The sequence below is a fragment of the Aquabacter sp. L1I39 genome (genome assembly GCF_017742835.1).
Classification (GTDB): domain Bacteria; phylum Pseudomonadota; class Alphaproteobacteria; order Rhizobiales; family Xanthobacteraceae; genus L1I39.
In genome coordinates, this window is the sequence record NZ_CP072392.1 from 326441 (window position 1) to 347239 (window position 20799).

Annotated in this window: 20 protein-coding genes; 15 read left to right on the forward strand and 5 right to left on the reverse strand. The window is 67.7% G+C overall.

Features of this window, described 5'->3' with window-relative positions:
* Positions 1–90 precede the first annotated feature (90 nt).
* On the reverse strand, positions 91–1275 hold the full coding sequence (locus tag J5J86_RS01475) for a succinylglutamate desuccinylase/aspartoacylase family protein (protein WP_209103138.1): 1185 nt from the start codon (positions 1273–1275) through the stop codon (positions 91–93).
* A 485-nt stretch (positions 1276–1760) separates the two neighbouring features.
* Here J5J86_RS01475 and J5J86_RS01480 point away from each other — a divergent pair, with 485 nt between their 5' ends.
* The 4 genes from J5J86_RS01480 (at position 1761) to denD (ending at position 6222) form a co-directional block, all read left to right on the forward strand.
* Positions 1761–3587, forward strand: a complete 1827-nt coding sequence (locus J5J86_RS01480) for an IlvD/Edd family dehydratase (RefSeq protein ID WP_209103139.1) — start codon at positions 1761–1763, stop codon at positions 3585–3587.
* A gap of 99 nt (positions 3588–3686) precedes the next feature.
* A complete protein-coding gene (locus J5J86_RS01485; RefSeq protein WP_209103140.1) occupies positions 3687–4406 on the forward strand; it encodes a GNAT family N-acetyltransferase in 720 nt (239 codons plus the stop codon).
* Between the two features lie 67 nt (positions 4407–4473).
* The gene (locus tag J5J86_RS01490; RefSeq protein WP_209103141.1) at positions 4474–5217 is read left to right on the forward strand and encodes an SDR family oxidoreductase; all 744 of its coding nucleotides are present in this window, start codon (positions 4474–4476) and stop codon (positions 5215–5217) included.
* A 27-nt stretch (positions 5218–5244) separates the two neighbouring features.
* A complete protein-coding gene (denD, locus tag J5J86_RS01495; protein WP_209103142.1) occupies positions 5245–6222 on the forward strand; it encodes a D-erythronate dehydrogenase in 978 nt (325 codons plus the stop codon).
* 102 nt (positions 6223–6324) lie between these two features.
* Here denD and J5J86_RS01500 read toward each other — a convergent pair whose 3' ends face one another.
* Positions 6325–6798, reverse strand: a complete 474-nt coding sequence (locus J5J86_RS01500; RefSeq protein ID WP_209103143.1) for a hypothetical protein — start codon at positions 6796–6798, stop codon at positions 6325–6327.
* Between the two features lie 320 nt (positions 6799–7118).
* Between J5J86_RS01500 and J5J86_RS01505 the strand changes: the two genes are divergently transcribed.
* Entirely contained in the window at positions 7119–8615 is a 1497-nt protein-coding gene (locus J5J86_RS01505; protein WP_209103144.1) for a hypothetical protein, read from the forward strand.
* Between the two features lie 74 nt (positions 8616–8689).
* Here J5J86_RS01505 and J5J86_RS01510 read toward each other — a convergent pair whose 3' ends face one another.
* The 3 genes from J5J86_RS01510 to J5J86_RS01520 form a co-directional block, all read right to left on the reverse strand.
* Positions 8690–9055 (reverse strand): RidA family protein, encoded by a 366-nt coding sequence (locus J5J86_RS01510; protein ID WP_209103145.1) that lies wholly within the window; start codon positions 9053–9055, stop codon positions 8690–8692.
* Between the two features lie 124 nt (positions 9056–9179).
* On the reverse strand, positions 9180–10553 hold the full coding sequence (locus J5J86_RS01515) for an acetyl-CoA carboxylase biotin carboxylase subunit (protein ID WP_209103146.1): 1374 nt from the start codon (positions 10551–10553) through the stop codon (positions 9180–9182).
* Positions 10554–10581: 28 nt separating this feature from the next.
* A complete protein-coding gene (locus J5J86_RS01520) occupies positions 10582–11469 on the reverse strand; it encodes a helix-turn-helix domain-containing protein (protein WP_209103147.1) in 888 nt (295 codons plus the stop codon).
* A gap of 239 nt (positions 11470–11708) precedes the next feature.
* On the opposite strand from J5J86_RS01520, the gene J5J86_RS01525 reads away from it, so the two are divergent.
* From J5J86_RS01525 to J5J86_RS01570, 10 genes are all read left to right on the forward strand, one after another.
* Complete coding sequence (locus J5J86_RS01525; protein ID WP_209103148.1) at positions 11709–12209, forward strand: MaoC family dehydratase; 501 nt, start codon at positions 11709–11711, stop codon at positions 12207–12209.
* Positions 12206–13360 carry an acyl-CoA dehydrogenase family protein gene (locus tag J5J86_RS01530; protein WP_209103149.1) on the forward strand — a complete coding sequence of 385 codons (1155 nt, stop codon included), beginning with the start codon at positions 12206–12208 and terminating at the stop codon, positions 13358–13360. Before J5J86_RS01525 ends, J5J86_RS01530 begins: the two co-directional genes overlap by 4 nt.
* Positions 13360–13842: a MaoC family dehydratase gene (locus tag J5J86_RS01535; RefSeq protein WP_209103150.1), complete on the forward strand. Its 483-nt coding sequence runs from the start codon at positions 13360–13362 to the stop codon at positions 13840–13842. Before J5J86_RS01530 ends, J5J86_RS01535 begins: the two co-directional genes overlap by 1 nt.
* Positions 13839–15098, forward strand: a complete 1260-nt coding sequence (locus tag J5J86_RS01540) for a CaiB/BaiF CoA transferase family protein (protein ID WP_209103151.1) — start codon at positions 13839–13841, stop codon at positions 15096–15098. The genes J5J86_RS01535 and J5J86_RS01540 overlap by 4 nt, the downstream gene beginning before the upstream one ends.
* Complete coding sequence (locus J5J86_RS01545; RefSeq protein WP_209103152.1) at positions 15095–16012, forward strand: HpcH/HpaI aldolase/citrate lyase family protein; 918 nt, start codon at positions 15095–15097, stop codon at positions 16010–16012. The genes J5J86_RS01540 and J5J86_RS01545 overlap by 4 nt, the downstream gene beginning before the upstream one ends.
* 71 nt (positions 16013–16083) lie before the next feature.
* Positions 16084–17121 (forward strand): TRAP transporter substrate-binding protein DctP, encoded by a 1038-nt coding sequence (gene dctP, locus J5J86_RS01550; protein ID WP_209103153.1) that lies wholly within the window; start codon positions 16084–16086, stop codon positions 17119–17121.
* Between the two features lie 88 nt (positions 17122–17209).
* Positions 17210–17707 (forward strand): TRAP transporter small permease, encoded by a 498-nt coding sequence (locus tag J5J86_RS01555; protein WP_209103154.1) that lies wholly within the window; start codon positions 17210–17212, stop codon positions 17705–17707.
* 3 nt (positions 17708–17710) lie between these two features.
* A complete protein-coding gene (locus J5J86_RS01560; RefSeq protein ID WP_209103155.1) occupies positions 17711–18991 on the forward strand; it encodes a TRAP transporter large permease in 1281 nt (426 codons plus the stop codon).
* 61 nt (positions 18992–19052) lie between these two features.
* Positions 19053–19271: an acetyl-CoA carboxylase biotin carboxyl carrier protein subunit gene (locus J5J86_RS01565; RefSeq protein ID WP_209103156.1), complete on the forward strand. Its 219-nt coding sequence runs from the start codon at positions 19053–19055 to the stop codon at positions 19269–19271.
* A 1-nt stretch (position 19272) separates the two neighbouring features.
* The gene (locus J5J86_RS01570) at positions 19273–20799 is read left to right on the forward strand and encodes an acyl-CoA carboxylase subunit beta (RefSeq protein ID WP_209103157.1); all 1527 of its coding nucleotides are present in this window, start codon (positions 19273–19275) and stop codon (positions 20797–20799) included.

Consider the following 20799-nt stretch of genomic DNA (forward strand, 5'->3'; position numbering starts at 1 on the left):
CCCATCAATCCGTGGGCCATAAAATGTTCCAAGAGCGCGCACGTTTTGCCGGAATTCAAGGTCCAAGCGGCGCCGGGAGGTAAGGGGACGTCAGTCGGTCAATAGCCTGCCGGTGCGCTCGGGCAAGGCGTGGGCGCCGGCAATCTTGCCGATCACCTTGCCGGGCCAGGCATAGGTCTGGCTGTGCAGGGCAAAGAGCAGGCCGTCGGTGGCGGCCAGCACCGGCACGCTCTCGCCCACGGGATCGATGATGCGCGCCACTTCCTCGCCCGCTTGCACGCTGTCGCCCAAGCGCCGGCCATACGCGATGAGGCCATAAGCGGGGGAGCGCAACTGTTGCATGGCCTCCAGGGGCGTCGCTTCGCATAGCAGGGGCGGGAGAGCCTCCGCCTCGCCGCCGGCAATCATCCCCCGGCGCCGCAGAATGTGCTCCAGCGCCGCCGCGTCCCGGGCGGCAAGGGCATCGTCCACCGTGTCGTTGCAGCGCAGTTCCAGCGTGGCGGAGAGGCAGGCGGGCGGGATGGGGATGTGCGGAAAGCGCTTCGCCAGCGTCCACCAGGGGCCACTGCAGGCCTCGTCGAACGGGTTGCCACCGGAGACTTCCGCCAGCAGAACGGCGCGCGCTCCGATCTCGGCGGCGATGTCCTGGGCGTCGGGCCAGAGCGGGGTGCCGACATAAAGATGCAGCAACGCCTCGTTGTCCGCATGCAGGTCGAGGACGATGTCGGCGTCATAGGCTAGGCCCATGAGGGTGAGGCGCAGGCGTTCCATCTCGCCTCGGGCGGCCATCCCCGCCAGCGCGGCGCCCATGGCATCGCGGATGGCGGCGACGTTCGCGGCCGGGTCGGGGCCGAGGCGGGGGGTGATTTCGTCGCCAATGACGGCGGCAAGGTCGGGATAGCCGCGGTTGAAATTGGCGCCGCTCGCCTCGTGGAAGCGTCCTTGGAGAAAGCCGAAGCGATGCTGGGCGAGGCCCAGCGGATTGGCCTGCGGCACCAGGATGATCTCGCCGGCAATCTCGCCCCGCGCGGCTAGATCTTGCAGCCGTGCGGCAAGGTGGCGCAGCGCCAGCATGCCCGGAAACTCATCCGCATGGAGCCCCGCCTGGAGATAGGCCTTGGGCCGGGCGCCAAGGGCGCCGAACCGCAGTACCGTCAGGGCCGCGGGCTGCCCATCGGCGCCCACGCCCTCCAGCGGAAGCGCGCTGCGCGAGACGGGGCAGGAGGGAGCAGGGAAGGCGGGGGGTGAGCCGGCACTTGCCTCAGTCTGCGCCATGATCGGTATCGCCCCTGTTGGGATTGCAATGTCGTTCCTCGTGCGCGGAGCGGCGTGCCCCGCGCGCGGTGGATCACGCCTTATGCCTTGGCGCTTTCGGTCGGGTCCAGGCTTACATCGGCCCAAAGGGTCTCGGGGGCATGATCCCGCTCCTTGCCTCTGCGGCCCGTTCCGCAGGCTGGTGGAGCGCGGCGACCTGCCGCGCGGCACCCCGCTCACCGCGCAGCCGCGCCATCGGGCTCTCGCCACGGGCTTCGCCCTGGGGGAGAGGACGATGCGCCGCGACGGGGAATGGCCCGTGCCGAGGCTACCCGAACTGCGCCATGGGTGCGGGCGCCGCGTCCCTCCTTGCTGCCATGCACAAGGTGCACGTCTGTTGCGAACCGCTCCAATCGGAATTGATTTCCCGGCGGCGGCGGCGCATAAATTCGCCAAATCAAATCGATTGAAATTCCCGCCCCCAGGCGGGTCGAAGGGAGACATCCATGGCCGGTCCGCACGACAAGAAGAACCAGAACGGGGCTGCGACGGAACGGCGCCTGCGCTCTCAGCTTTGGTTCGACAATCCCGACAATCCGGGCATGACCGCGCTCTATCTGGAGCGCTACCTGAATTTCGGCCTCACCCGCGCCGAACTGCAGTCCGGCAAGCCCATCATCGGCATTGCCCAGACCGGCTCGGACCTCTCCCCCTGCAACCGCCACCATATCGAACTGGCCAAGCGGGTGCGCGAGGGCATCGCCGCCATGGGCGGCATCCCCTTTGAATTTCCGGTCCATCCCATCCAGGAGACCGGCAAGCGCCCCACCGCCGCGCTCGACCGCAATCTGGCCTATCTCGGCCTCGTGGAAATCCTATACGGCTATCCGCTGGACGGCGTGGTGCTGACCACCGGCTGCGACAAGACCACTCCCGCCTGCATCATGGCGGCGGCCACCGTGAACATCCCGGCCATCGTGCTCTCCGGCGGCCCCATGCTGAACGGCTGGTGGAAGGGCGAGCGCACCGGCTCCGGCACGGTGGTGTGGAAGGCCCGCGCGGAGCATGCCGAGGGTAAGCTGGACTACGACACCTTCATGGACGTGGTGGCTTCCTCCGCCCCCTCGGTGGGCCATTGCAACACCATGGGCACCGCCTCCACCATGAATGGGCTGGCCGAGGCGCTGGGCATGTCGCTGCCCGGCTGCGCCGCCATTCCCGCGCCCTATCGGGAGCGCGGCCAGATCGCCTATGAGACCGGCAAGCGCATCGTGGACATGGTGTGGGAGGATCTGAAGCCCTCCGACATCCTCACCCGCGAGGCGTTCGAGAACGCCATCCGCGTCAATTCCGCCATTGGCGGCTCCACCAATGCCCCCATCCATCTCAACGCCATCGCCCGCCATGTGGGCGTCTCGCTGACCGTGGACGACTGGCAGGCGGTGGGCCACAAGATCCCGCTGCTGGTGAACATGCAGCCGGCGGGCGAGTTCCTGGGCGAGGAATTCCACCGCGCCGGCGGCATTCCGGCCGTGGTGGCCGAGCTGATCGGCGCCGGCAAGATCCATGAAAGCGCGCTCACCGTGAATGGGCGCACCATGGGCGAGAATTGCAAGGGGCAGTTCTCGTGGGATCGCAACGTGATCCGTTCCTATGACGATCCGCTCAAGGCCGATGCCGGCTTCATCGTGCTGCGCGGCAATTTGTTCGACAATGCGGTGATGAAGACCTCGGTCATCTCCGAGGAATTCCGCGCCCGCTTCCTCTCCAACCCCGACGACCTCAACGCCTTCGAGGGGCCCGCCGTGGTGTTCGAGGGACCGGAGGACTATCACCACCGCATCGACGATCCGAGCCTCGGCATTGACGAGCATACCTTGCTGTTCATCCGCGGCACCGGCCCCATCGGCTATCCCGGCGGCGCGGAAGTGGTGAACATGCAGCCCCCCGCGGCCCTCCTGAAGGCGGGCGTGAAGGCGCTGCCCTGCATCGGCGACGGCCGCCAGTCCGGCACGTCGGGCTCGCCCTCCATCCTCAATGCCTCGCCCGAGGCGGCGGCGGGCGGCGGGCTCTCCCTGCTGCGCACCGGCGACCGGGTGCGCATCGACCTCAATACGGGGTCGGCGGACATCCTCATCTCGGACGCGGAACTCACCGAGCGGCGCGCGGAGCTGGAAGCCAAGGGCGGCTTCCCGATCCCCAAGAGCCAGACCCCCTGGCAGGAGATCCAGCGCAGCATGGTGGAGCAGTTCGACGAGGGCATGGTGCTGAAGCCGGCGGTGAAGTACCAGCGCGTCGCCCAGACCATGGGCGTGCCGCGCGACAACCACTAAGGTGCCGTCCGGCCCGGTGCTTTCCCGGGCCGAACGTGTCCTTCCCGCCTTGCGAGCCGGCTGTTTCGTCGGCTCTAGGCTTAGCTTGCAGGTCTTGCTATGTCTCAGTCATCCGCCGACGCACCGGCGTCCGGACAGCCTCTCGGCGACATCGTGGAGGGGCCTGCCGCGCGCCGGCCCGAGCGGGTGCGTCACGAAGGGCACCACATCCACGTGGTGCCCTTCGACTGCGATCTCCATGCCGCCGATCTTTATGCCGCCTCGCACGGGCCGGGCGACGAGGCGCTGTGGACCTATCTCTCCCCCGCCCCCTTCCCGGACGAGACCACCTTCCGCCGCTATTATGCGGAAGCCGCCACCAAGGCCGACCCGCTTCTGTTCGCGCTGGTGGACCCTGCGAGCGGCAAGGCGGTGGGGCACGCCACCTATATGCGCATCGAGCCCGCCCAACGGGTGATCGAGGTGGGCAACATCCTCTATACCCGCGCGCTCCAGCGCACGCCGGCGGCCACCGAGGCCATGTATCTCATGGCCCGCCACGCCTTCGAGGATCTCGGCTATCGCCGCTATGAATGGAAGTGCAACGCCTTCAACGCGCCTTCCCGCGCGGCGGCCAAGCGCCTGGGCTTCACCTATGAGGGGCTGTTCCGCCAGCACATGATCGTCAAGGGCCGCAACCGGGACACCGCCTGGTTCTCCCTGCTCGACACCGAGTGGCCGCGCGCGAAGGCGGCCTTCGAGGCCTGGCTTTCTGCGGACAATTTCGACGCCGACGGCCGCCAGAAGGCGCGCCTGGAGGATCTGCGCGACCGGGCCTGAGGCCCGCACACCAATCGGGCCGGCGCAAAGCCGGCCTGTCAAAAGACCACACGAAGGGATGGAAACCATGGGTGGACGCTTGAAGGGAAAGACCTGCCTCGTCACGGCGGCGGGGCAGGGGATCGGCCGGGCCATCGCCGACATCTATGTGCGCGAAGGCGCAACCGTGGTGGCCACCGATCTCGACCTTGCCAAGCTGAACGGCTTCGGCGGCGAGGCGCGGGTGCTGGACGTGCTGTCCACGCAGGCGGTCAACGCGCTCGCCCAGGAGATCGGCCCGGTGGACGTGCTCGCCAATTGCGCCGGCTATGTGCACCAGGGCTCGCTCCTGGAGTGCAGCGAAAAGGACTGGGACTTCTCCTTCGATCTCAACGTGAAGTCCATCCACCGCACGCTCACCGCCTTCGTGCCTGGCATGTTGGAGAAGGGCCACGGCTCCATCGTCAACATCGCTTCCGCCGCCTCCTCGGTGAAGGGCGTGCCCAACCGCTATGCCTATGGCGCCACCAAGGCCGCCATCATCGGCCTGACCAAGGCGGTGGCCGCCGATTATGTGGCCAAGGGCATCCGCGTGAATGCCATCTGCCCCGGCACGGTGCAGTCGCCCTCGCTGGACGAGCGCATTGCCGCGGTGGCGGCGCAGACCGGGCGCTCCATCGCCGCCGTACAGGCCGATTTCGTCGGCCGTCAGCCTATGGGTCGGCTCGGCACGCCGGAGGAGATCGCCAATCTCGCGCTCTATCTCGCCAGCGAGGAAAGCGCCTTCACCACCGGCCAGATCCACATCATTGACGGCGGCTGGTCGCTCTGAGGGCGGCTGTTTGGCAGGATTGAACCCATGCGCATTCTCGTCATCGGCGGCGCCGGAATGGTCGGCCGCAAGCTCATCGAGCGTCTCGCCCGCGAGGGCCGCCTCGGCGCGTCTCCCATCACCGCGCTGACCGCGCACGATGTGGTGGCCCCCGCCCGCACCGAGGCACCGTTCCCCATCGAGGCCCGCGTCTCCGACCTCTCCGTGCCCGGCGAGGCGGCGGCGCTTCTGGCGGATCGGCCGGACGTGATCTTCCACCTGGCCGCCATCGTCTCGGGCGAGGCGGAGATGGATTTCGAGAAGGGCTACCGCATCAACCTGGACGGCACGCGCTTCCTGTTCGATGCGGTGCGGGCCATCGAGGGCTATTGCCCGCGCCTCGTCTTCACCTCGTCCATCGCGGTGTTCGGCGCGCCCTTCCCGGAGGCCATCGGCGACGAATTCTTCCACACGCCGCTCACCTCCTACGGAACCCAGAAGGCCATCTGCGAACTGCTGCTGGCGGACTATTCGCGACGCGGCTTCTTCGATGGGGTGGGCATCCGCCTGCCCACCATCTGCGTGCGCCCGGGCAAGCCAAATAAGGCTGCGTCCGGCTTCTTCTCCTCCATCATCCGCGAGCCGCTGGCGGGCCAGGAGGCGGTGCTGCCGGTCTCTGACGAGGTGATGCACTGGCATGCCTCGCCGCGCTCGGCGGCGGGCTTCCTCATCCATGCGGCGCTGCTGGATACGGCGCCCCTCGGAGCACGCCGCAACTTCACCATGCCGGGGCTGGCCGTAACCGTGGGCGAGCAGATCGAGGCGCTGCGGCGCGTGGCCGGGGACAAGGCGGTGGCCCGCATTCGCCGCGCGCCCGATCCGGTGATCGAGGGCATCGTTGCCGGCTGGCCGCGCAAGTTCGACGCGCGGCGGGCGACCGAACTGGGCTTTGTTTCGGAGACCAGCTTCGACGAGATCATCCGCATCCATATCGAGGACGAATTGGGCGGCCGCATCGCGGACTGAGCGCCGCTCTTGCGCGATGCCAAGACGGCTGCGCGATGCCAAGACGGCTGCGTGATGCCAAGACGGCCGGGGGCCTGCGCCTCCGGCCACTTTCGTTTCAGATCACGCCGCGACCGGCAGGGTTGCGGGCAATTCGCCGATGGCGGCACGCAGGGCCGGCAGTAGGCGGCGATAGGCGAGGCGACGGGCATGGGTATCCGCCAGGTGGGCCACCTCCTCGAACCGCCACAGATGTAAGCGCGCGCCGCAGCGGGCGGCAAAGCGGCTCGCCTCGCCATGCACCGCCTCCACCATGGCCACCACCGCATGGATGCGCGGCGCACCAGCCAGCGCGAACAGTTCGAGCGGCTTGGCGGAGAGCCCGTCCGCCGGCACACGAGCGCCGTGCAGGCATTCCACGGCGGCAAGGTCCACCGGGCCGGCGCGCTCGGCGCTGGCGGAAAAGGCCCGCAAATGGGGCTGGCCGTGATTGGCGAGAGCTTCCGCCAACAAGCTGAGGCCGCCATTGTCGCGGCAGGTGAAGACGATGGACGGGCGGCCATGGAGGGGCGCGCGCTCGGGTCCGTGCTGGGTCATCTTGGCCTCCGTCTGAAGGAGTTTTCTCTCGCTTTGGGCCGGCTCGAGCGCCCCCGCGCACCGGCCATACGCACGCCGCGCCGCCGCGGCAGTGATTCGCGAGGGCAACCCTAGCCGAGGGTCTCGACAGGCCGATGACGTCGATGTTCTTGTTATGTTTCGTATTGCTTAAGAAAAATAACCTCCTCACAGCACTTTTGCCTTGCTCTTGCTGAATTCATTAACCAATTCGACACATCTCCGGGGCATCCATCCGAAGGCTGGCGGTCATGCCTGTTCGGCTTATGCGTCTGCGCCGGCTCAAGGAATTGGAGGCGTTGATGGCAAAGAGCGAAGTCACGGGTCCCTCGGTGAGCAAGATCGCGGCGAAAGCCCTGAAAGATCCGGCGAGCTTGACCCCCGAGGAGATCAAGGCCCTGGCTGCTTCGGCCCTCACCCAGGCCCCTGCGAAGGTGAAGAGCGTGAAGGCCGCGCCGGCCGAAGCCCCCAAGGCGCCCGAGAAGGCTCCCGCCAAGGCTGCATCCAAGGCCCCTTCCAAGGCCGCCGGAAAGGCCGCTGCCAAGGCGACCGCGACGGCTGACGAGAAGCCCGCCGCCGCCCCCAAGGCGAGCGCGAGCACCTCTCCTGCGCCGAAGGCCGCCGCTCCTGCCAAGGCTGCCAAGATTACGGCTGCTGCCAAGCCTGCTGAAAAGCCCGCCGAGGCGCCCATCGCCGCGAAGGCGAAGCCGGTGGCAGCCAAATCCGCCCCCAAAGTTGCCGCGCCCAAAGTTTCCGCGCCCAAGGCTGCGGCTGCCAAGCCTGCCGTGAAGTCGGCCGCCAAGGCCACAAAGGCTGCCCCGGCGCCTGCGCCCGTGGAAGCTCCCGCTGCGCCTGCAGCTGAGGCCGCTCCAACTCCCCCCAAGGCGCCCGCCCGCAAGGCGACCCGCAAGACGGTGGCCGAGAAGGCGCCGGCTGAGGCGCCCGCCGCTGCGGCCCCCGTTGTGGAAAAGGCTCCCGCCGCCCCCAAGGGTCGCGCTGGCAAGGCCAAGGCTGCCGCTCCTGCTCCCGAGGTGAAGGCAGAGGCGCCCGCGCCGGTGGAAGCGCCTGCGCCCGTCGAGGCGCAGGCTGCTGCTGCCAAGCCGGTTGCCAAGCCCGCTCGCAAGGCTGCGCCCCGCAAGGCGTCCGCCAAGGCTATCGTGGCAGTGGAGGCTCCGGCCCTCGCCCCCGAGGCCCCGGTGGTGGACGTTCCGGCTCCGGCTCCCGCCGCTCCCGTGAAGGCCAAGGCGCCCCGCAAGGCGGCGGCGAAGACGGCCATCGCGGACGCGCCGGCCGCGACCCCCGCGCCTGCCGAAGCCGCTCCAACCCAGGAGCGTTCTAAAAGCACCCAACGGACTAAGACGGGCGCTGCGAAGACTGGCCCGGCGGCAGCTTCTGACGCAAAGCCGGCGGAGCCGCAGGCTGAGGTGAAGGCCGCTGCTCCGAAGGCCGCTGCCAAGGCGCCTGTGACGAAGGCGCCTGTGACGAAGGCGCCTGTGGCTAAGAAGCCTGCGGTGAAGAAGGCTGCCGCCAAGGCTGTGGCTCCGGCCGCTGAAGCTGCGCCGGCGGAAGTCGCGCCTGAGGCTCCGAAGGCGGATGCGAAGAGCAAGCCTGCCAAGGACGTCGTGAAGGCTGCTGCGCCCAAGACCAAGGCGCCCGCCAAGGCCGCGTCCAAGCCGGTCACGAAGCCCTTGACCAAGCCGGTCACGAAGCCCGCCGCCAAGCCGGCCGCTGCGGCGAAGGCGCCGGTTCTGAAGGCTCCCGTGACCAAGGCCCCGGCCAAGAAGAGCACGAAGACCTGATCTTCGCATCGATGTGCACAGCAACGGCCGGCATTCGCCGGCCGTTCGCGTTTTTGGGGTGTCCGTTTTCGGCGCTAGCGGGCGGCGATGACGATCACTTCCACGCCCAACGCGGCGCGGTTGAGCTTGGCCTCGTAGCAGGCGCGGCCGGGCGTGTTGCCTTCCGGCACCCAGGCATCCCACACGGCATTCATTTCATCGAAATTCGCCATGTCCGACAGCAGGATGGTGGCCTGGAGCAGGCGTGCCTTGCTGCTGCCGACGCTGGCGAGATGCGCGTCGATATTGGCGAGGATCTCCTCCGTCTGCTCGCGGATGGAAGCGCCCGCTTTGGCCTTGGCCACCTGGCCGGCCAGATAGACGGTCTCGCCGCCATGGATGCTGATCTGGGACATGCGCGGCCCGATGCCATAGCGCTCGATCGGTGCGGGGGTGGTCATGGGGAATTCCATCTCCTGAGGGTGGGACAAGGGTTCGGCGAGCGGACGAGCCAAGGCAGTCCCGGAAGAGGCTTCCGGTGGCTGAACGTGCGGGATCGAGGTGTCGGGCCGGCGACTGCCTTTGTCAGGCCGCCGCTGTCCGCGCGGGCACCAGCAGGGCGCGCCGGCGGTCGATGAAGGCGGTGTCGACCTCCCCCGCCGCGAAGTCCGCGTCGGCGAGGCAGGCGATCAGGAAGGCGCGGTTGTTGGCCGGCCCCTCCAGGGTGAAGGCCTCCAGCGCCGCGCGGGCGTGGGCGCGCGCCTCCTCGCGCGTCGCCCCATGGGCGATCACCTTCGCGATGAGCGGATCGTAGAAGGGGGTGATGGTGTCGCCCGCACCATAGGCCGCATCGATGCGCAGCCAGGGCGCGGCGGGCGGCGGCGCATAGGCGGTGATGAGGCCCGGCGAGGGTAGGAAATTGCGCGCCGGATCTTCCGCATAGAGCCGGCATTCGATGGCGTGGCCGTGCGTTGCCACGTCCTCCTGCACCAGCTGGCCGAGGGTGCCGGCGGCAAAGTCCAGTTGCAGGCCCACCAAGTCGAGGCCGGTGACGCTTTCGGTGACCGGATGCTCCACCTGGATGCGGGTGTTCATCTCCAGGAAGAAGAAATCACCGGTGGCCACATCCAGGATGAACTCCACCGTGCCCGCGCCCGCATATCGGGTGGCCGCGCACAGCTTCACCGCCGCCTGCGCCATGGCGGCCCGCACGCTCTCCGGCAGGCCGGGGGCGGGGCTTTCCTCGATCACCTTCTGGAAGCGCCGCTGAAGGGAGCAGTCGCGCTCGAACAGGTGCACGGCCTGTCCGTCGCCGAAGCCGAACACCTGCACCTCCACATGGCGGGCGCGGGGGACATAGCGCTCGAAATAGACCGTGCCGTCGCCGAAGGCGCGGGCGGCCATGGAGCGTGTGGCGGCCACCACCGGGGCAAGCCCCTCCGGCCCGTCCACGCGGCGCATGCCGATGCCGCCGCCGCCCGCCGCCGCTTTTACCAGCAGCGGATAGCCCACCTTATCGGCCGCTCCTTGCCAGCCCTGCGCATCCAGCGGGAAGCGGGCGCTGCCGGGCACCACGGGCACCTCCGCGCGGCGAGCGATCTCCCGCGCGCGTTCCTTGTCGCCCATGTCGCGGATCGTGTCCGGCGCCGGACCGATCCAGCTGAGTCCTGCCTCCTGCACCGCCTGCGCGAAGGCGGCGTTTTCAGCGAGGAAGCCATAGCCGGGATGCACCGCATCGGCGCCCGTGGCGCGCGCGGCGGCGATCACCGCCTCCGCCTTCAGATAGCTCTCGCGGGCCGGGGCGGGGCCGATGAGAACGGCCTCGTCCGCCTCGCCGACATGGGCGGCGCTTGCGTCCGCCTCCGAATAGACGGCGACCGTGGCAAGCCCCCGGGTCCGGCAGGAGCGGAACACCCGCCGGGCGATCTCGCCGCGATTGGCCACCAGAACCTTCTTCATCGCCGTCGCCTCGGATGTTCGGGAAAGCCTATTGGCGGGAGGGTGCGCGGCCGCCGGAAGCGGGCGGGGTGACCACCCAGAAGACGCGGGCTTCCTCGTCGGAATCGTTGTCCACCCGGTGGCGCAGCATGCTGGAGAAGCGGAAGCTGTCGCCGGCTTCCAGCGTGTAGGTCTCGTCTCCGATCAGGAGCTTGATGCGCCCCTGTATGACCACGCCCGCCTTTTCGCCATTGTGGTTGTAGAGCGCCCCGCCAGAGGTGCCGCCTGGCGCGAAGCGGAACTCCCACATCTCCAGCAGGCTGGTGCCCGGCGGCATCAGGAACATCTTGTTGATGCCGGTATTGGTGAGATTCAGGCAGTGGCGCTCATGAGCGCGCACGATGAAGGGATTGGCGGAGGGCGGTACGCTGTCGCCCTCGAAGAACTGGGTGATGGGCACGTCCAGCGCGCCGGCCAGCAGCCGCAGGGTGCGCAGGGAGGGGGTGGCAAGGCCCCGCTCGATCTGGCTGAGCATGCCGATGGAGATCATGGCCTGCTCGGCCAGCGCGCCCAGCGACCAGCCTCGGCGCAGGCGTTCGGCCCGCACCACGGCGCCAACGCGGGCATCGGCCTCCGCATGCACGTCGTCGGCGGTCAGGTCTGCCGCAGAGGGGGCGGGCTCCGCCTCCGCCTTGCGCTTGGCGCCGCCGCGCGGGGCGGCCTTGGCGACGCGCATCTCCGGCGCGTCGGGTGCGGCTTCGGGCTGGGGCTCGGGAGGGGCGATACCTGCTTTCGCGCTGCGCCCCCGCCGTGCGGGCGCCTTTGCGGCGGCCTCGGCCGAGGGAGGCGCCTCCGGCGCGGGTGCGGCGCGGCCATGCGCCATCTCGTCCCGCGGGGTGCTTCCCTGCGCCGTGCCCTTGCTGCTGCGTCCCGCCATGGATGCGCTCCCGGTGCCGCTCCCGCTGGCGGAAAGCCTCTCTCCGCCTGTTTCGACAAATAGTGTGATCAAAATTTTCGTGTCAAGTTTTGATGTCATGAAAATTTCGGCGTTGACATTCCTTTTCATCAGATCAAACCTGAGTGCACCGATTTAAGCGTGATCAAAAGTTGAGCAGCGCAGGGCGGCCGTTCTCGGTGCCCTGACCCTGCCGTCCTTCCCGGAGGCATCGTTTTGAAATGACGACACATTTCCGCAGCTCGGCGGTGCTGATGCGGAAGGGGAACACCTTCGAGGCGTTCGAGGTGGGCCGCCGGTTTGAGCACCATTGGGGGCGAACCCTGCGCAATTCGGAGGCAGCGCTGTTTTCGACGCTGACCCTGCATTTCAACCCGCTTTACTTCAACCGGGAATATGCCCTGGCGCTCGGCCATTCCGACACGCCGGTCAATCCGCTGATGGTGTTCACACTGGTGCTCGGCCTCTCCGTGGAGGACCTGTCCGAGGCGGGCGGCGCCTTCCTCGGGGTCGATGATCTCGCATATGGCCCGCCGGTCTACCCGGACGACACGCTGACCGCCCGCAGCACCGTCACGGGGCTTCGGGACTCCGCAAAGAACCCGATGATGGGCATCGCCACCTGGCACACCGAAGGCTTCAACCAGCGCGGCGAACGCGTGATTTCCTTCGTGCGCACCAACATGGTGCCGCGCGCGGCCCCGGTGGAGGCGGCCCCATGAGCTACATGACCGAAGAGCGGCGCGCCATCCAGGAGCATGCCCGCGAATTCACCCGGCGCGAGGTGACCCCGCTCGCCAACAAGCTGGATCCCGAACGCGCCGACATCCCCATGGCGCTGCGCGACAAGCTGGCCGAGCTTGGCTATTTCGGCATCCTGATCCCGGAAGAATATGGCGGCCTGGGCCTCGGCTGCTTTGAATATTGCCTGGTGTCGGAAGAGCTGGCGCGCGGCTGGATGTCGGTGGGCTCCATCATCGTGCGCGGCAATTTGCTCATCGGCAGCCACATGATGAGCGAGGAGCAGCGCCGCTACTACCTGCCGAAGATGGCGGTGGGCGAGATGGTGGGCGCCTTCGCCATGTCGGAGCCCTCGGCCGGCTCGGATGTCGCCTCCGTCTCCACCCGGGCGGTGAAGGACGGCGACAGCTATCTCATCACCGGCAACAAATACTGGTGCACCTTCGCCAAGGAGGCGGACTTCATCATCCTGGTGGCGCGCACTTCCAAGGCGCCGCCGGACAAGCGCCATCACGGCCTGTCCATGTTCATCTTCGAGAAGAAGCGGGGCGAATTCCCGGAAGGCATGGCCGGGTCGCCGATCCCCAAGATCGGCTATTTCGGCATGAAGACCTACGAGCTCGCCTTCGACAATTTCCGCATCCCGGCGGACAGCCTCATCGGCGAGGAAGGCAAGGGCTTCTATTACGCCACCCAGGGCCTGGAATGCGCCCGCGCCCAGACAGCAGCGCGGGCGGTGGGGGTGGCACGCGGGGCGCTGGAGGATGCCATCGCCTATTCCAAGGAGCGCGTGCAGTTCGGCCAGCCCATCGCCGCCTTCCAGGAGACGCGCTTCAAGATCGCCCGCATGGCGGCGGAGGTGGAGAGCACCCGGCAGTTCGTCCATTATGTGTGCGACCGCATCGACACCGGCGAGCGCTGTGACCGCGAGGCCTCCATGGCCAAGTATCTGGCCAGCGAGATGGCCGAGCGCGTCGCCTCCGATGCGCTGCAGATCCATGGCGGGGCCGGTTACACCACCCATCACGCGGTGGAGCGCCACTGGCGCGACGCGCGCCTGACCAAGGTGTTCGAGGGTACCTCGGAGATCCAGCTGCGCGTCATCTCCGATTCCATCCTGGGGAGGCTGTGATGGATATGGTCTCCCTCACCGCGCCGGGCAGCTATTTCGAGGCCTTTGAGGTGGGCCTGGTGATGCGCCACGCCCGGGGCAAGACCGTCGAACCGCTGGAGAATGTGCTCCTCACCAATCTGGTGATGAACACCGCCGCCGGCCATTTCGACGAGCACATGATGAAGACCGCCCCGTTCGGCCGGCGCGTCGTCTTTGGCGGGGTCACCACCGCTCTTGTCATCGGCATGGCCAGCCAGGACACGGCGGAGAATGCGCTGGCGGAACTCTCCATGACCGGGCTGAGGCTGAAGTCCCCCGTGTTCCACGGCGACACCCTCTATGCCTATTCCGAAGTGCTGGCCAAGGAAGACGCGGACCGGGACGATGCCGGCATCGTCACCTTCCGCCATTGGGGCGTGAACCAGGACGACGTGGTGGTGTGCGAATGCGTGCGCCGGGTGCTGGTGAAGCGCGCCAGCGCCTACGGGGCGGCGGCATGAGCGCGCCCGCGCCGGCCGGCGCCCTCGCGGACCTGAAGGTGGTGGACATGACCCACTTCCTCGCCGGTCCCTATTGCACCGCCATGCTGGCGGACCAGGGCGCCGACGTGATCAAGGTGGAGCCCCCCGATGGCGACGTGACGCGCACCTTCGGCCCCTTCCACCCGGACGACCAGCTCAAGGCCTTCGCCGGCTATTTCGCCTCGGTGAACCGCAACAAGCGCTCCATCACCCTGGACTTGAAGACGGCCGAGGGGCGCGAGACGCTGCTTGCGCTCATCGATGGCGCCGACGTGGTGGTGGAGAATTATCGCGCCGGGGTCATGGAGCGGCTGGGCTTTTCCTACGAGGCGCTGAAGGCCCGCAATCCCCGCCTCGTCTACGCCGCCATCCGCGGCTTCGGCGATCCGCGCACCAAGGCGAGCCCCTATGGCGACTGGCCGGCCTATGACGTGGTGGCTCAGGCCTTCGGCGGCATCATGGCCATTACCGGCGAGGAGAACGGCGCGCCCACCAAGATCGGGCCGGGGGTGGGCGACATCGTGCCGGCCATGCTGGCGGCTTTCGGCATCGTGTGCGCGGTCCATCATGCCCGACGCACGGGCGAGGGCCAGTTCGTGGACGTGAGCATGGTGGACAGCGTGCTGGCCCTGTGCGAGCGCGTGCTGCACCAATATGCCTATGCTGGCATGGTGCCGGTGCCGCAGGGCAACCAGCATCCCTTCCTGTGCCCCTTCGGCACCTTCCCCACCTTGGACGGCTGGTGCACCATCACCGCCTATGACGACCGCATGTTCGCCCTGCTGTGCGACCTGTGCGGTCTCGCGAGCCTGCCCGCCGACCCGCGCTTTTCCACCTGGCAAGCGCGCTATGACAACCGGGTGGCGCTGATCGAGATCCTCTCGGGCTTCACCGGCCGCCACACCAAGGCGGAGCTTCTGGCCTTGCTGGGCGGCAAGATCCCCTTCGGCCCGGTCTATGACGTGGCCGAGATCATGGCCGACCCCCATTTCGCCGCCCGCGAGATGATCGTGCCCGTCGAGCAGCCGGGCATGGACGCCCCCGTGACGCTCGCCGGCGTGCCGGTGAAGATGACCGCCACCCCCGGCGCCATCCGCCGCCGCGCGCCGCTCTTGGGAGAGCACACCGACGCTGTGCTGGCCGAGGCCGGCTTTTCTCCCGATGCCATTTCCAACCTCCGCGCCGCCGGTGCCTTCGGCCGCCTGCGCCCCCTTTCCGCAGAGACCGCAGCATGAGCCCCTCGCCCCGTCCCCAGCGCCTGCGCCGTGTCCAGCTCGCCGTTCCCGGCTCGTCCGAGAAGATGATGCGCAAGGCCGCCGCCTCGCTCGCCGATCACGTCTTCCTCGACCTTGAGGACGCGGTCGCCCCCAGCCAGAAGGCCGAGGCGCGGGCCAAGATCATCGAGGCGCTCACCACCTATGAGTGGGGGCGCAAGACACGCTGCGTGCGCATCAACGACTTCTCCACCCGCTACGCCTATCGCGACATCATCGAGGTGGTGAGCGGGGCGCGCGAGAGCCTCGACACGCTGATGCTCACCAAGGTGAAGACCCCCGCCGACATCCTGTTCGCCGACACGCTGCTGAACCAGCTGGAGCAGGATATCGGCCTGGAAAAGCCCATTGGCCTGGAAGCCCTGATCGAGGAAGTGGAGGGCTTGCAGAATGTGGAGGCGATCGCCAAGGCCTCGCCGCGCCTGGAAGCCCTCATCTTCGGCATGGGCGATTTTTCCGCCTCCATGGGCGTGCTGATCAAGCCCGACGGCAAGGTCGGCCCCTATCCCGGCGATGTCTGGCACTATTCGCGCTTTCGCATGGTGATGGCCTGCCGCGCCGCAGGCATCGATGCGGTGGACGGCCCCTATGCGGATTTCCGCGATCCCGAGGGCTACACGGTGGAGGCCTCACGGTCTCTCACGCTCGGCTGTGTCGGCAAGTGGGCCATCCACCCCGCCCAGATCGACTGGGCGCTCTCCGTCTTCACCCCCGATGCCGGCGAGGTGGCGCGGGCCCGCAAGCTCGCCGCCGCCTACAAGGAGGCCGAGGCGCAGGGGCTGGGTGCCATCCAGGTGGACGGCACCATGGTGGATGTCGCCTCCATCCGCATGTTCGGAGCCATGCTCCGCAAGGCCGATCTCATCGGCATGTAAGAGGAACGTTTCACGGGCGTTGGTTTCACTCCGGCCGAACCAGAGCGGCTGCACATAAAAAAGAGGGGAACATGAACACCATCAAGCTCACCAAGCGCGGCTTTCTCGCCGCATCGGCCGCCGCCGGCCTCAGCCTCGCCATGCCGGCGATCGGGGCGCGGGCGCAGACCGTCTTCAAGTTCAAGATGTCCACCGACGATGCCCCCGGCCATCACCGCCACGCGGTGGTGACCAAGTGGCTGGACCTCCTGCGCAAGGAATCCAACGGCCAGCTCGACGTGGAGCTGTTCCATTCGGCCCAGCTGTTCAACGACGTGAACGTGCCCCGTGCCCTGCGCCAGGGCTCCATCGACATGGCCATGCCGGGCAATTGGGTGCTGGGCGGCATCGATCCCAACAACGACATCTTCCTCCTGCCCATGTTCTTCGGCGTGCCGCAGGCGGCCATGCATCCGGTCAGCGACGGGGCCGTCGGGCAGGCCATCAACAAGCAGATCGAGGAGAAGCTGAAGGTGAAGGTGATCGGCTTCTGGCTCGATCACGGCTATAGCGACACCCATTCCACCCGGCAGATCTCCTCGAGCCTCGACCTGAAGGGCCTGCGCGTGCGCTCCTTCGGCGGCGCTGGCACCGAGGCGCGCATTCGCTATTTCGGCGCCGATCCCATCCTGGTGCCGTGGGCGGAAGTGCCGATGGCCCTCAGCCAGGGCAATTTCGTCGCCATGTATTCCAACTCGGCGAGCGTCGCCTCCGCAAAGCTTTGGGATTCCGGCATCAAGTGCACGGTGGTGGAGCGCCAGTTCTTCCACCAGTACATCCCCATGATCTCGCAGGCCGCCTACGACAAGCTGCCCAAGCCCCTCCAGGACCTGCTTGTGGGCAGCTGGAAGGAGCACATCACCGAGTTCCGCGCCATGACCACTGCCGCCCAGCAGCGCGCCTTCGACACGCTCGCGGCCAATGGCGTGAACGTGGTGCGGCCGGAGCAGGGGGTGCTGGACGGCATCCGCAAGGGCCTCATGTCCACCCAGGACGAACTGGTGCCCAAGCTCAAGATCGATCCCGACCTGGTGAAGCAGGCCCTCGCCGCGCTCAAGCAGAGCACCTGATCCCCGGGCAGCCGACCCGATGGGAGCTGGGCCCTTCGGCCCGGTGTCCCGCGGGCCGTCCTCATTCTTGCGCGAAGGTCGAGCGGTCATGATCGCGACGGTGCAGCGGGTCTTCGTCGGCCTCATCGGGGCCATTGCCTTGCTGATGTATTCCTACCAGATCGTCTCGGTCTGGCTGTTCCGCCCCTTTGCCATCACCTGGTTCGGCGAGGTGGCGGTCTACATGCTGGTCTGGGCCATGTTCGTGGGCATCAGCGAACTGGTGCGCATCGATTCCCATGTGCGGGCGGACTTCCTCATCTCCCACCTGCCGGTGCGCACGCAGCGCTGGATGGAGGTGGTGAACTGCCTGGTGGGCATCGTCTTTGCCGCCTGCCTCATCTGGTACGGCTGGCAGATGACCTTCGACGCCTGGGACCTGGATGAACGCAGCCCCACCGGCCTCGCCTTCCCCTTGTGGATCTATTACGCGGCGGCCCCCGTGGGCGGCGTGCTGCTGCTGCTGCGCTTCGTTCAGCGCTTCTGGGCCTATCTCGCGAAGTTCGATGAAAAGACCATGGCGCTCCACAGCGCGGCGGAGATCTGAGCCATGACGATCCAGCTTTTCGGCATCGTCTTCTTCGCCATGCTCGCCATCGGCATGCCGCTGTTCCTCGTGCTGGGCACGGTGGCGATGCTCATGTACGCGCTGAACGGCGACCCGCTCATCGGCGTGTTCCAGAAGATGCTGGACGGGCTGAATTCCGAGACCCTGCTGGCAGTGCCCTTCTTCGTCATGGCCGCTTCCTTCATGCAGAAGGGGGGCGTCGCGAAGGCGCTCATCGACATGGTGAGCATGCTGGTGGGCTCGGTGCGCGGGGGCCTGGCCATCGTGGCGGTGGTGGCCTGCGCCCTCTTCGGCGCCATCTGCGGCTCCTCGGTGGCCACCGCGGTCGCCATGGGCGGCATCCTGGTGCCCGCCATGCGCCAGCGCGACTATCCCATGCCCTTCACGCTCGGCGTGCTCGCGGCCTCGGGCACGCTGGGCATCCTCATCCCGCCCTCCCTCGCCATGATCCTGTTCGCGCTGATCGCCGAGGAATCCGTGCCGCGCCTGTTCCTGGCCGGGGTGGTGCCGGGGGTGATCCAGGCGGCGATCTTCGTCGGCTATTCCATGTACTACGCCTATCGCCACAAGCTCCCCCGCGAGCCCCGCCGCAGCCGCGAGGATGCTGCGCAGGTGGTGCTGCACGCGCTCCCCGCGCTGAGCCTTCCCGTGGTGGTGGCGGTGGGCATCTATGGCGGCTATGTCACCGTCACCGAGGCTTCCGTGCTGGCGGCGGCGCTCTCGCTGCTCATCGCCCTGTTCTATTACAAGGGCTTTTCCTGGAAGGACTCGCTTTCCGAGATCGGCGATTCCGTGCAGGGGGCGGCGGTGATCACCATCATCATCGCCACGGCGCTGGCCTTCGCCCAGTGGCTGACCGCCTCCGGCGTGCCTGGCGCGGTGGTGCGCTACATCACCGAAATCGGGCTCCAGCCCTGGCAGTTCATGCTGATCATCAACGTGCTGCTGATCATCATGGGCATGTTCCTGGAAGCCATCTCCATCATGCTGATCACGCTGCCCATCCTGGTGCCGCTGCTGGGCCCCATGGGTATTGATCCCGTGCACTTCGCGGTGGTCATCACCATCAACATGGAACTGGCCTTGCTGACCGCACCCGTGGGCCTGAACCTGTTCGTGCTCTCCAACGTGGCCAAGCAGCCGCTCAGCGTGGTCACCAAGGGCGTGTTTCCCCTGGAGTGCCTGCTCTTCGTGCTGCTGATGGTGGTCAGCTACGTGCCGTTCCTGTCGCTCTGGCTGCCCAACCTCGTGTTCGGCAAATAGCCTGCCCCGTCCCCGCCGGGCGCCCGGCGGGGTTACAGCCTCCCCAAGAAGGTCGATGCCGATGAGCAGATGCCCCGTCCTCTCCGATGTCTCCGGCGCTGTCTGGAAGATCCTGGTGTCGGTGGGCGACACCGTCGCCGAGTATCAGGAGCTGATGCTCATCGAATCCATGAAGATGGAAATTCCCGTGCTGGCGCCCCGCGACGGGCGCGTGGCCGAGCTGCTGGTGGGCGAGGGCGATGCGGTCGCCGCCGAGCAGATCGTGGCCTGGATCGACTGACATGGCTTTCGAGACTGAACGGGCGGAGCTGGAAGCCCGCCGCGCCCGCGCCCTCGCCATGGGATCCCCGAAGCGCCTCGCCGAGCGCAAGAAGGCCGGCATCCTCAATGCCCGCGAGCGGGTGGCGCATCTCACCGATGCCGGCAGCTTCGCCGAATGGGGCCTGCTGGCCGTCTCCGCCCGCGCGGAGGATCATCATCGCTCGCCGGCGGACGGCTATGTGAGCGGCACGGCCTTCGTGGAGGGGCGGCCCGTGGTGGTGCATGCGGCCGACTTCACCACGCTCGGCGCATCCACCTCCGCCATTGGCGACAAGAAGTTCCACCACGCCAAGGCCAATGCGGCCAAGAATGGCGTGCCGCTGGTGCTGCTGAACGAATGCGCGGGCTCGCGCATCCCCGACATCATGGGCGCACAGGGCCTGCACCGGGCGGGCGAGCATTCCGAACTCTGGCGCGACCGCTCCTCGCCCTGGGCGGCGGCCATCCTGGGCCTGACCTATGGCGACGGCTCCTTCTACGCCTCCATGTCCGACTTCGTTGTGATGCGGAAGGGGGCGGTGATGGCCGTCTCCAGCGAGCATGTCACCTCCGTGGCGCTGGCGGAGGCCAACGATCCGCGCGAGTTCGGAGGCTGGGAGGTGCAGACGCAGGTGACCGGCGTGGTGGACCGGGCGGTGGACACGGACGAGGAGGCCCTCGACCTCATCAAGCGCTTCCTGTCCTATTTGCCCTCCCACGGCCAGGAATTGCCGCCCCGCATCGCCCCCGGCGCGCCGGGCGGGGACCAGGACAAGCTTTTGGACCTGCTGCCCGAAAGCCCCAAGCGCACCTATGACGTGCGGCGCATGCTGGAGATCATCTTCGATGCCGGCACCCTCTTCCCGCTGAAGGAGCGCTTCGCGCCCGTGGCCTATACGGGCCTTGCGCGCCTTGCGGGCGAGACCGTGGGCGTGATTGCCATCAACCCCCAGCACAAAGGTGGCGCGCTCGATGCGGATGCCTGCGACAAGGTCGTGAGCTTCATTGTCCTGTGCGACAGCTTCAACATCCCGCTCATCACCTTCGCCGACACACCCGGCTTCCTGGTGGGCGCGGCCGGCGAGCGGCAGAAGATGCCGGGCAAGATCATGAACTATCTGCAGGCGCTGGGGGCGGCCACGGTGCCAAAGCTCTCGGTCATCCTGCGCAAGTCCTATGGCCAGGCGCATCTCAATATGGGCGCGGGCTATGCGGACGAGATGGCCGCCTGGTTCACCGCCGAGGTCAGCCTCATGGGCCGTCAGCCGGCCATGAACGTGCTGCATCGCCTGAAGCCCGGCGAGGGGCCTGAGCGCTATGCGGAACTGGAGGCGGAGCTCGCCCGCGACACCTCGGCCTATGCGCTGGCGGAGCCCTTCATGGCGCAGACCGTGATTTCGCCGCCCGAGACCCGCGACTGGCTGATCCGCATGCGCGCGCTCCATGCCCGCCGCCCCACCGGCGGCATCGGCCTGCGCCGGCTCGCCACTTGGCCCACCACCTATTGA

Coding starts and splice junctions, on each gene's coding strand:
- J5J86_RS01475 (WP_209103138.1), bottom strand. CDS start 1,275: ATGGCGCAGACTGAGGCAAGTGCCGGCTCACCCCCCGCCTTCCCTGCT.
- J5J86_RS01480 (WP_209103139.1), top strand. CDS start 1,761: ATGGCCGGTCCGCACGACAAGAAGAACCAGAACGGGGCTGCGACGGAA.
- J5J86_RS01485 (WP_209103140.1), top strand. CDS start 3,687: ATGTCTCAGTCATCCGCCGACGCACCGGCGTCCGGACAGCCTCTCGGC.
- J5J86_RS01490 (WP_209103141.1), top strand. CDS start 4,474: ATGGGTGGACGCTTGAAGGGAAAGACCTGCCTCGTCACGGCGGCGGGG.
- denD (WP_209103142.1), top strand. CDS start 5,245: ATGCGCATTCTCGTCATCGGCGGCGCCGGAATGGTCGGCCGCAAGCTC.
- J5J86_RS01500 (WP_209103143.1), bottom strand. CDS start 6,798: ATGACCCAGCACGGACCCGAGCGCGCGCCCCTCCATGGCCGCCCGTCC.
- J5J86_RS01505 (WP_209103144.1), top strand. CDS start 7,119: ATGGCAAAGAGCGAAGTCACGGGTCCCTCGGTGAGCAAGATCGCGGCG.
- J5J86_RS01510 (WP_209103145.1), bottom strand. CDS start 9,055: ATGACCACCCCCGCACCGATCGAGCGCTATGGCATCGGGCCGCGCATG.
- J5J86_RS01515 (WP_209103146.1), bottom strand. CDS start 10,553: ATGAAGAAGGTTCTGGTGGCCAATCGCGGCGAGATCGCCCGGCGGGTG.
- J5J86_RS01520 (WP_209103147.1), bottom strand. CDS start 11,469: ATGGCGGGACGCAGCAGCAAGGGCACGGCGCAGGGAAGCACCCCGCGG.
- J5J86_RS01525 (WP_209103148.1), top strand. CDS start 11,709: ATGACGACACATTTCCGCAGCTCGGCGGTGCTGATGCGGAAGGGGAAC.
- J5J86_RS01530 (WP_209103149.1), top strand. CDS start 12,206: ATGAGCTACATGACCGAAGAGCGGCGCGCCATCCAGGAGCATGCCCGC.
- J5J86_RS01535 (WP_209103150.1), top strand. CDS start 13,360: ATGGATATGGTCTCCCTCACCGCGCCGGGCAGCTATTTCGAGGCCTTT.
- J5J86_RS01540 (WP_209103151.1), top strand. CDS start 13,839: ATGAGCGCGCCCGCGCCGGCCGGCGCCCTCGCGGACCTGAAGGTGGTG.
- J5J86_RS01545 (WP_209103152.1), top strand. CDS start 15,095: ATGAGCCCCTCGCCCCGTCCCCAGCGCCTGCGCCGTGTCCAGCTCGCC.
- dctP (WP_209103153.1), top strand. CDS start 16,084: ATGAACACCATCAAGCTCACCAAGCGCGGCTTTCTCGCCGCATCGGCC.
- J5J86_RS01555 (WP_209103154.1), top strand. CDS start 17,210: ATGATCGCGACGGTGCAGCGGGTCTTCGTCGGCCTCATCGGGGCCATT.
- J5J86_RS01560 (WP_209103155.1), top strand. CDS start 17,711: ATGACGATCCAGCTTTTCGGCATCGTCTTCTTCGCCATGCTCGCCATC.
- J5J86_RS01565 (WP_209103156.1), top strand. CDS start 19,053: ATGAGCAGATGCCCCGTCCTCTCCGATGTCTCCGGCGCTGTCTGGAAG.
- J5J86_RS01570 (WP_209103157.1), top strand. CDS start 19,273: ATGGCTTTCGAGACTGAACGGGCGGAGCTGGAAGCCCGCCGCGCCCGC.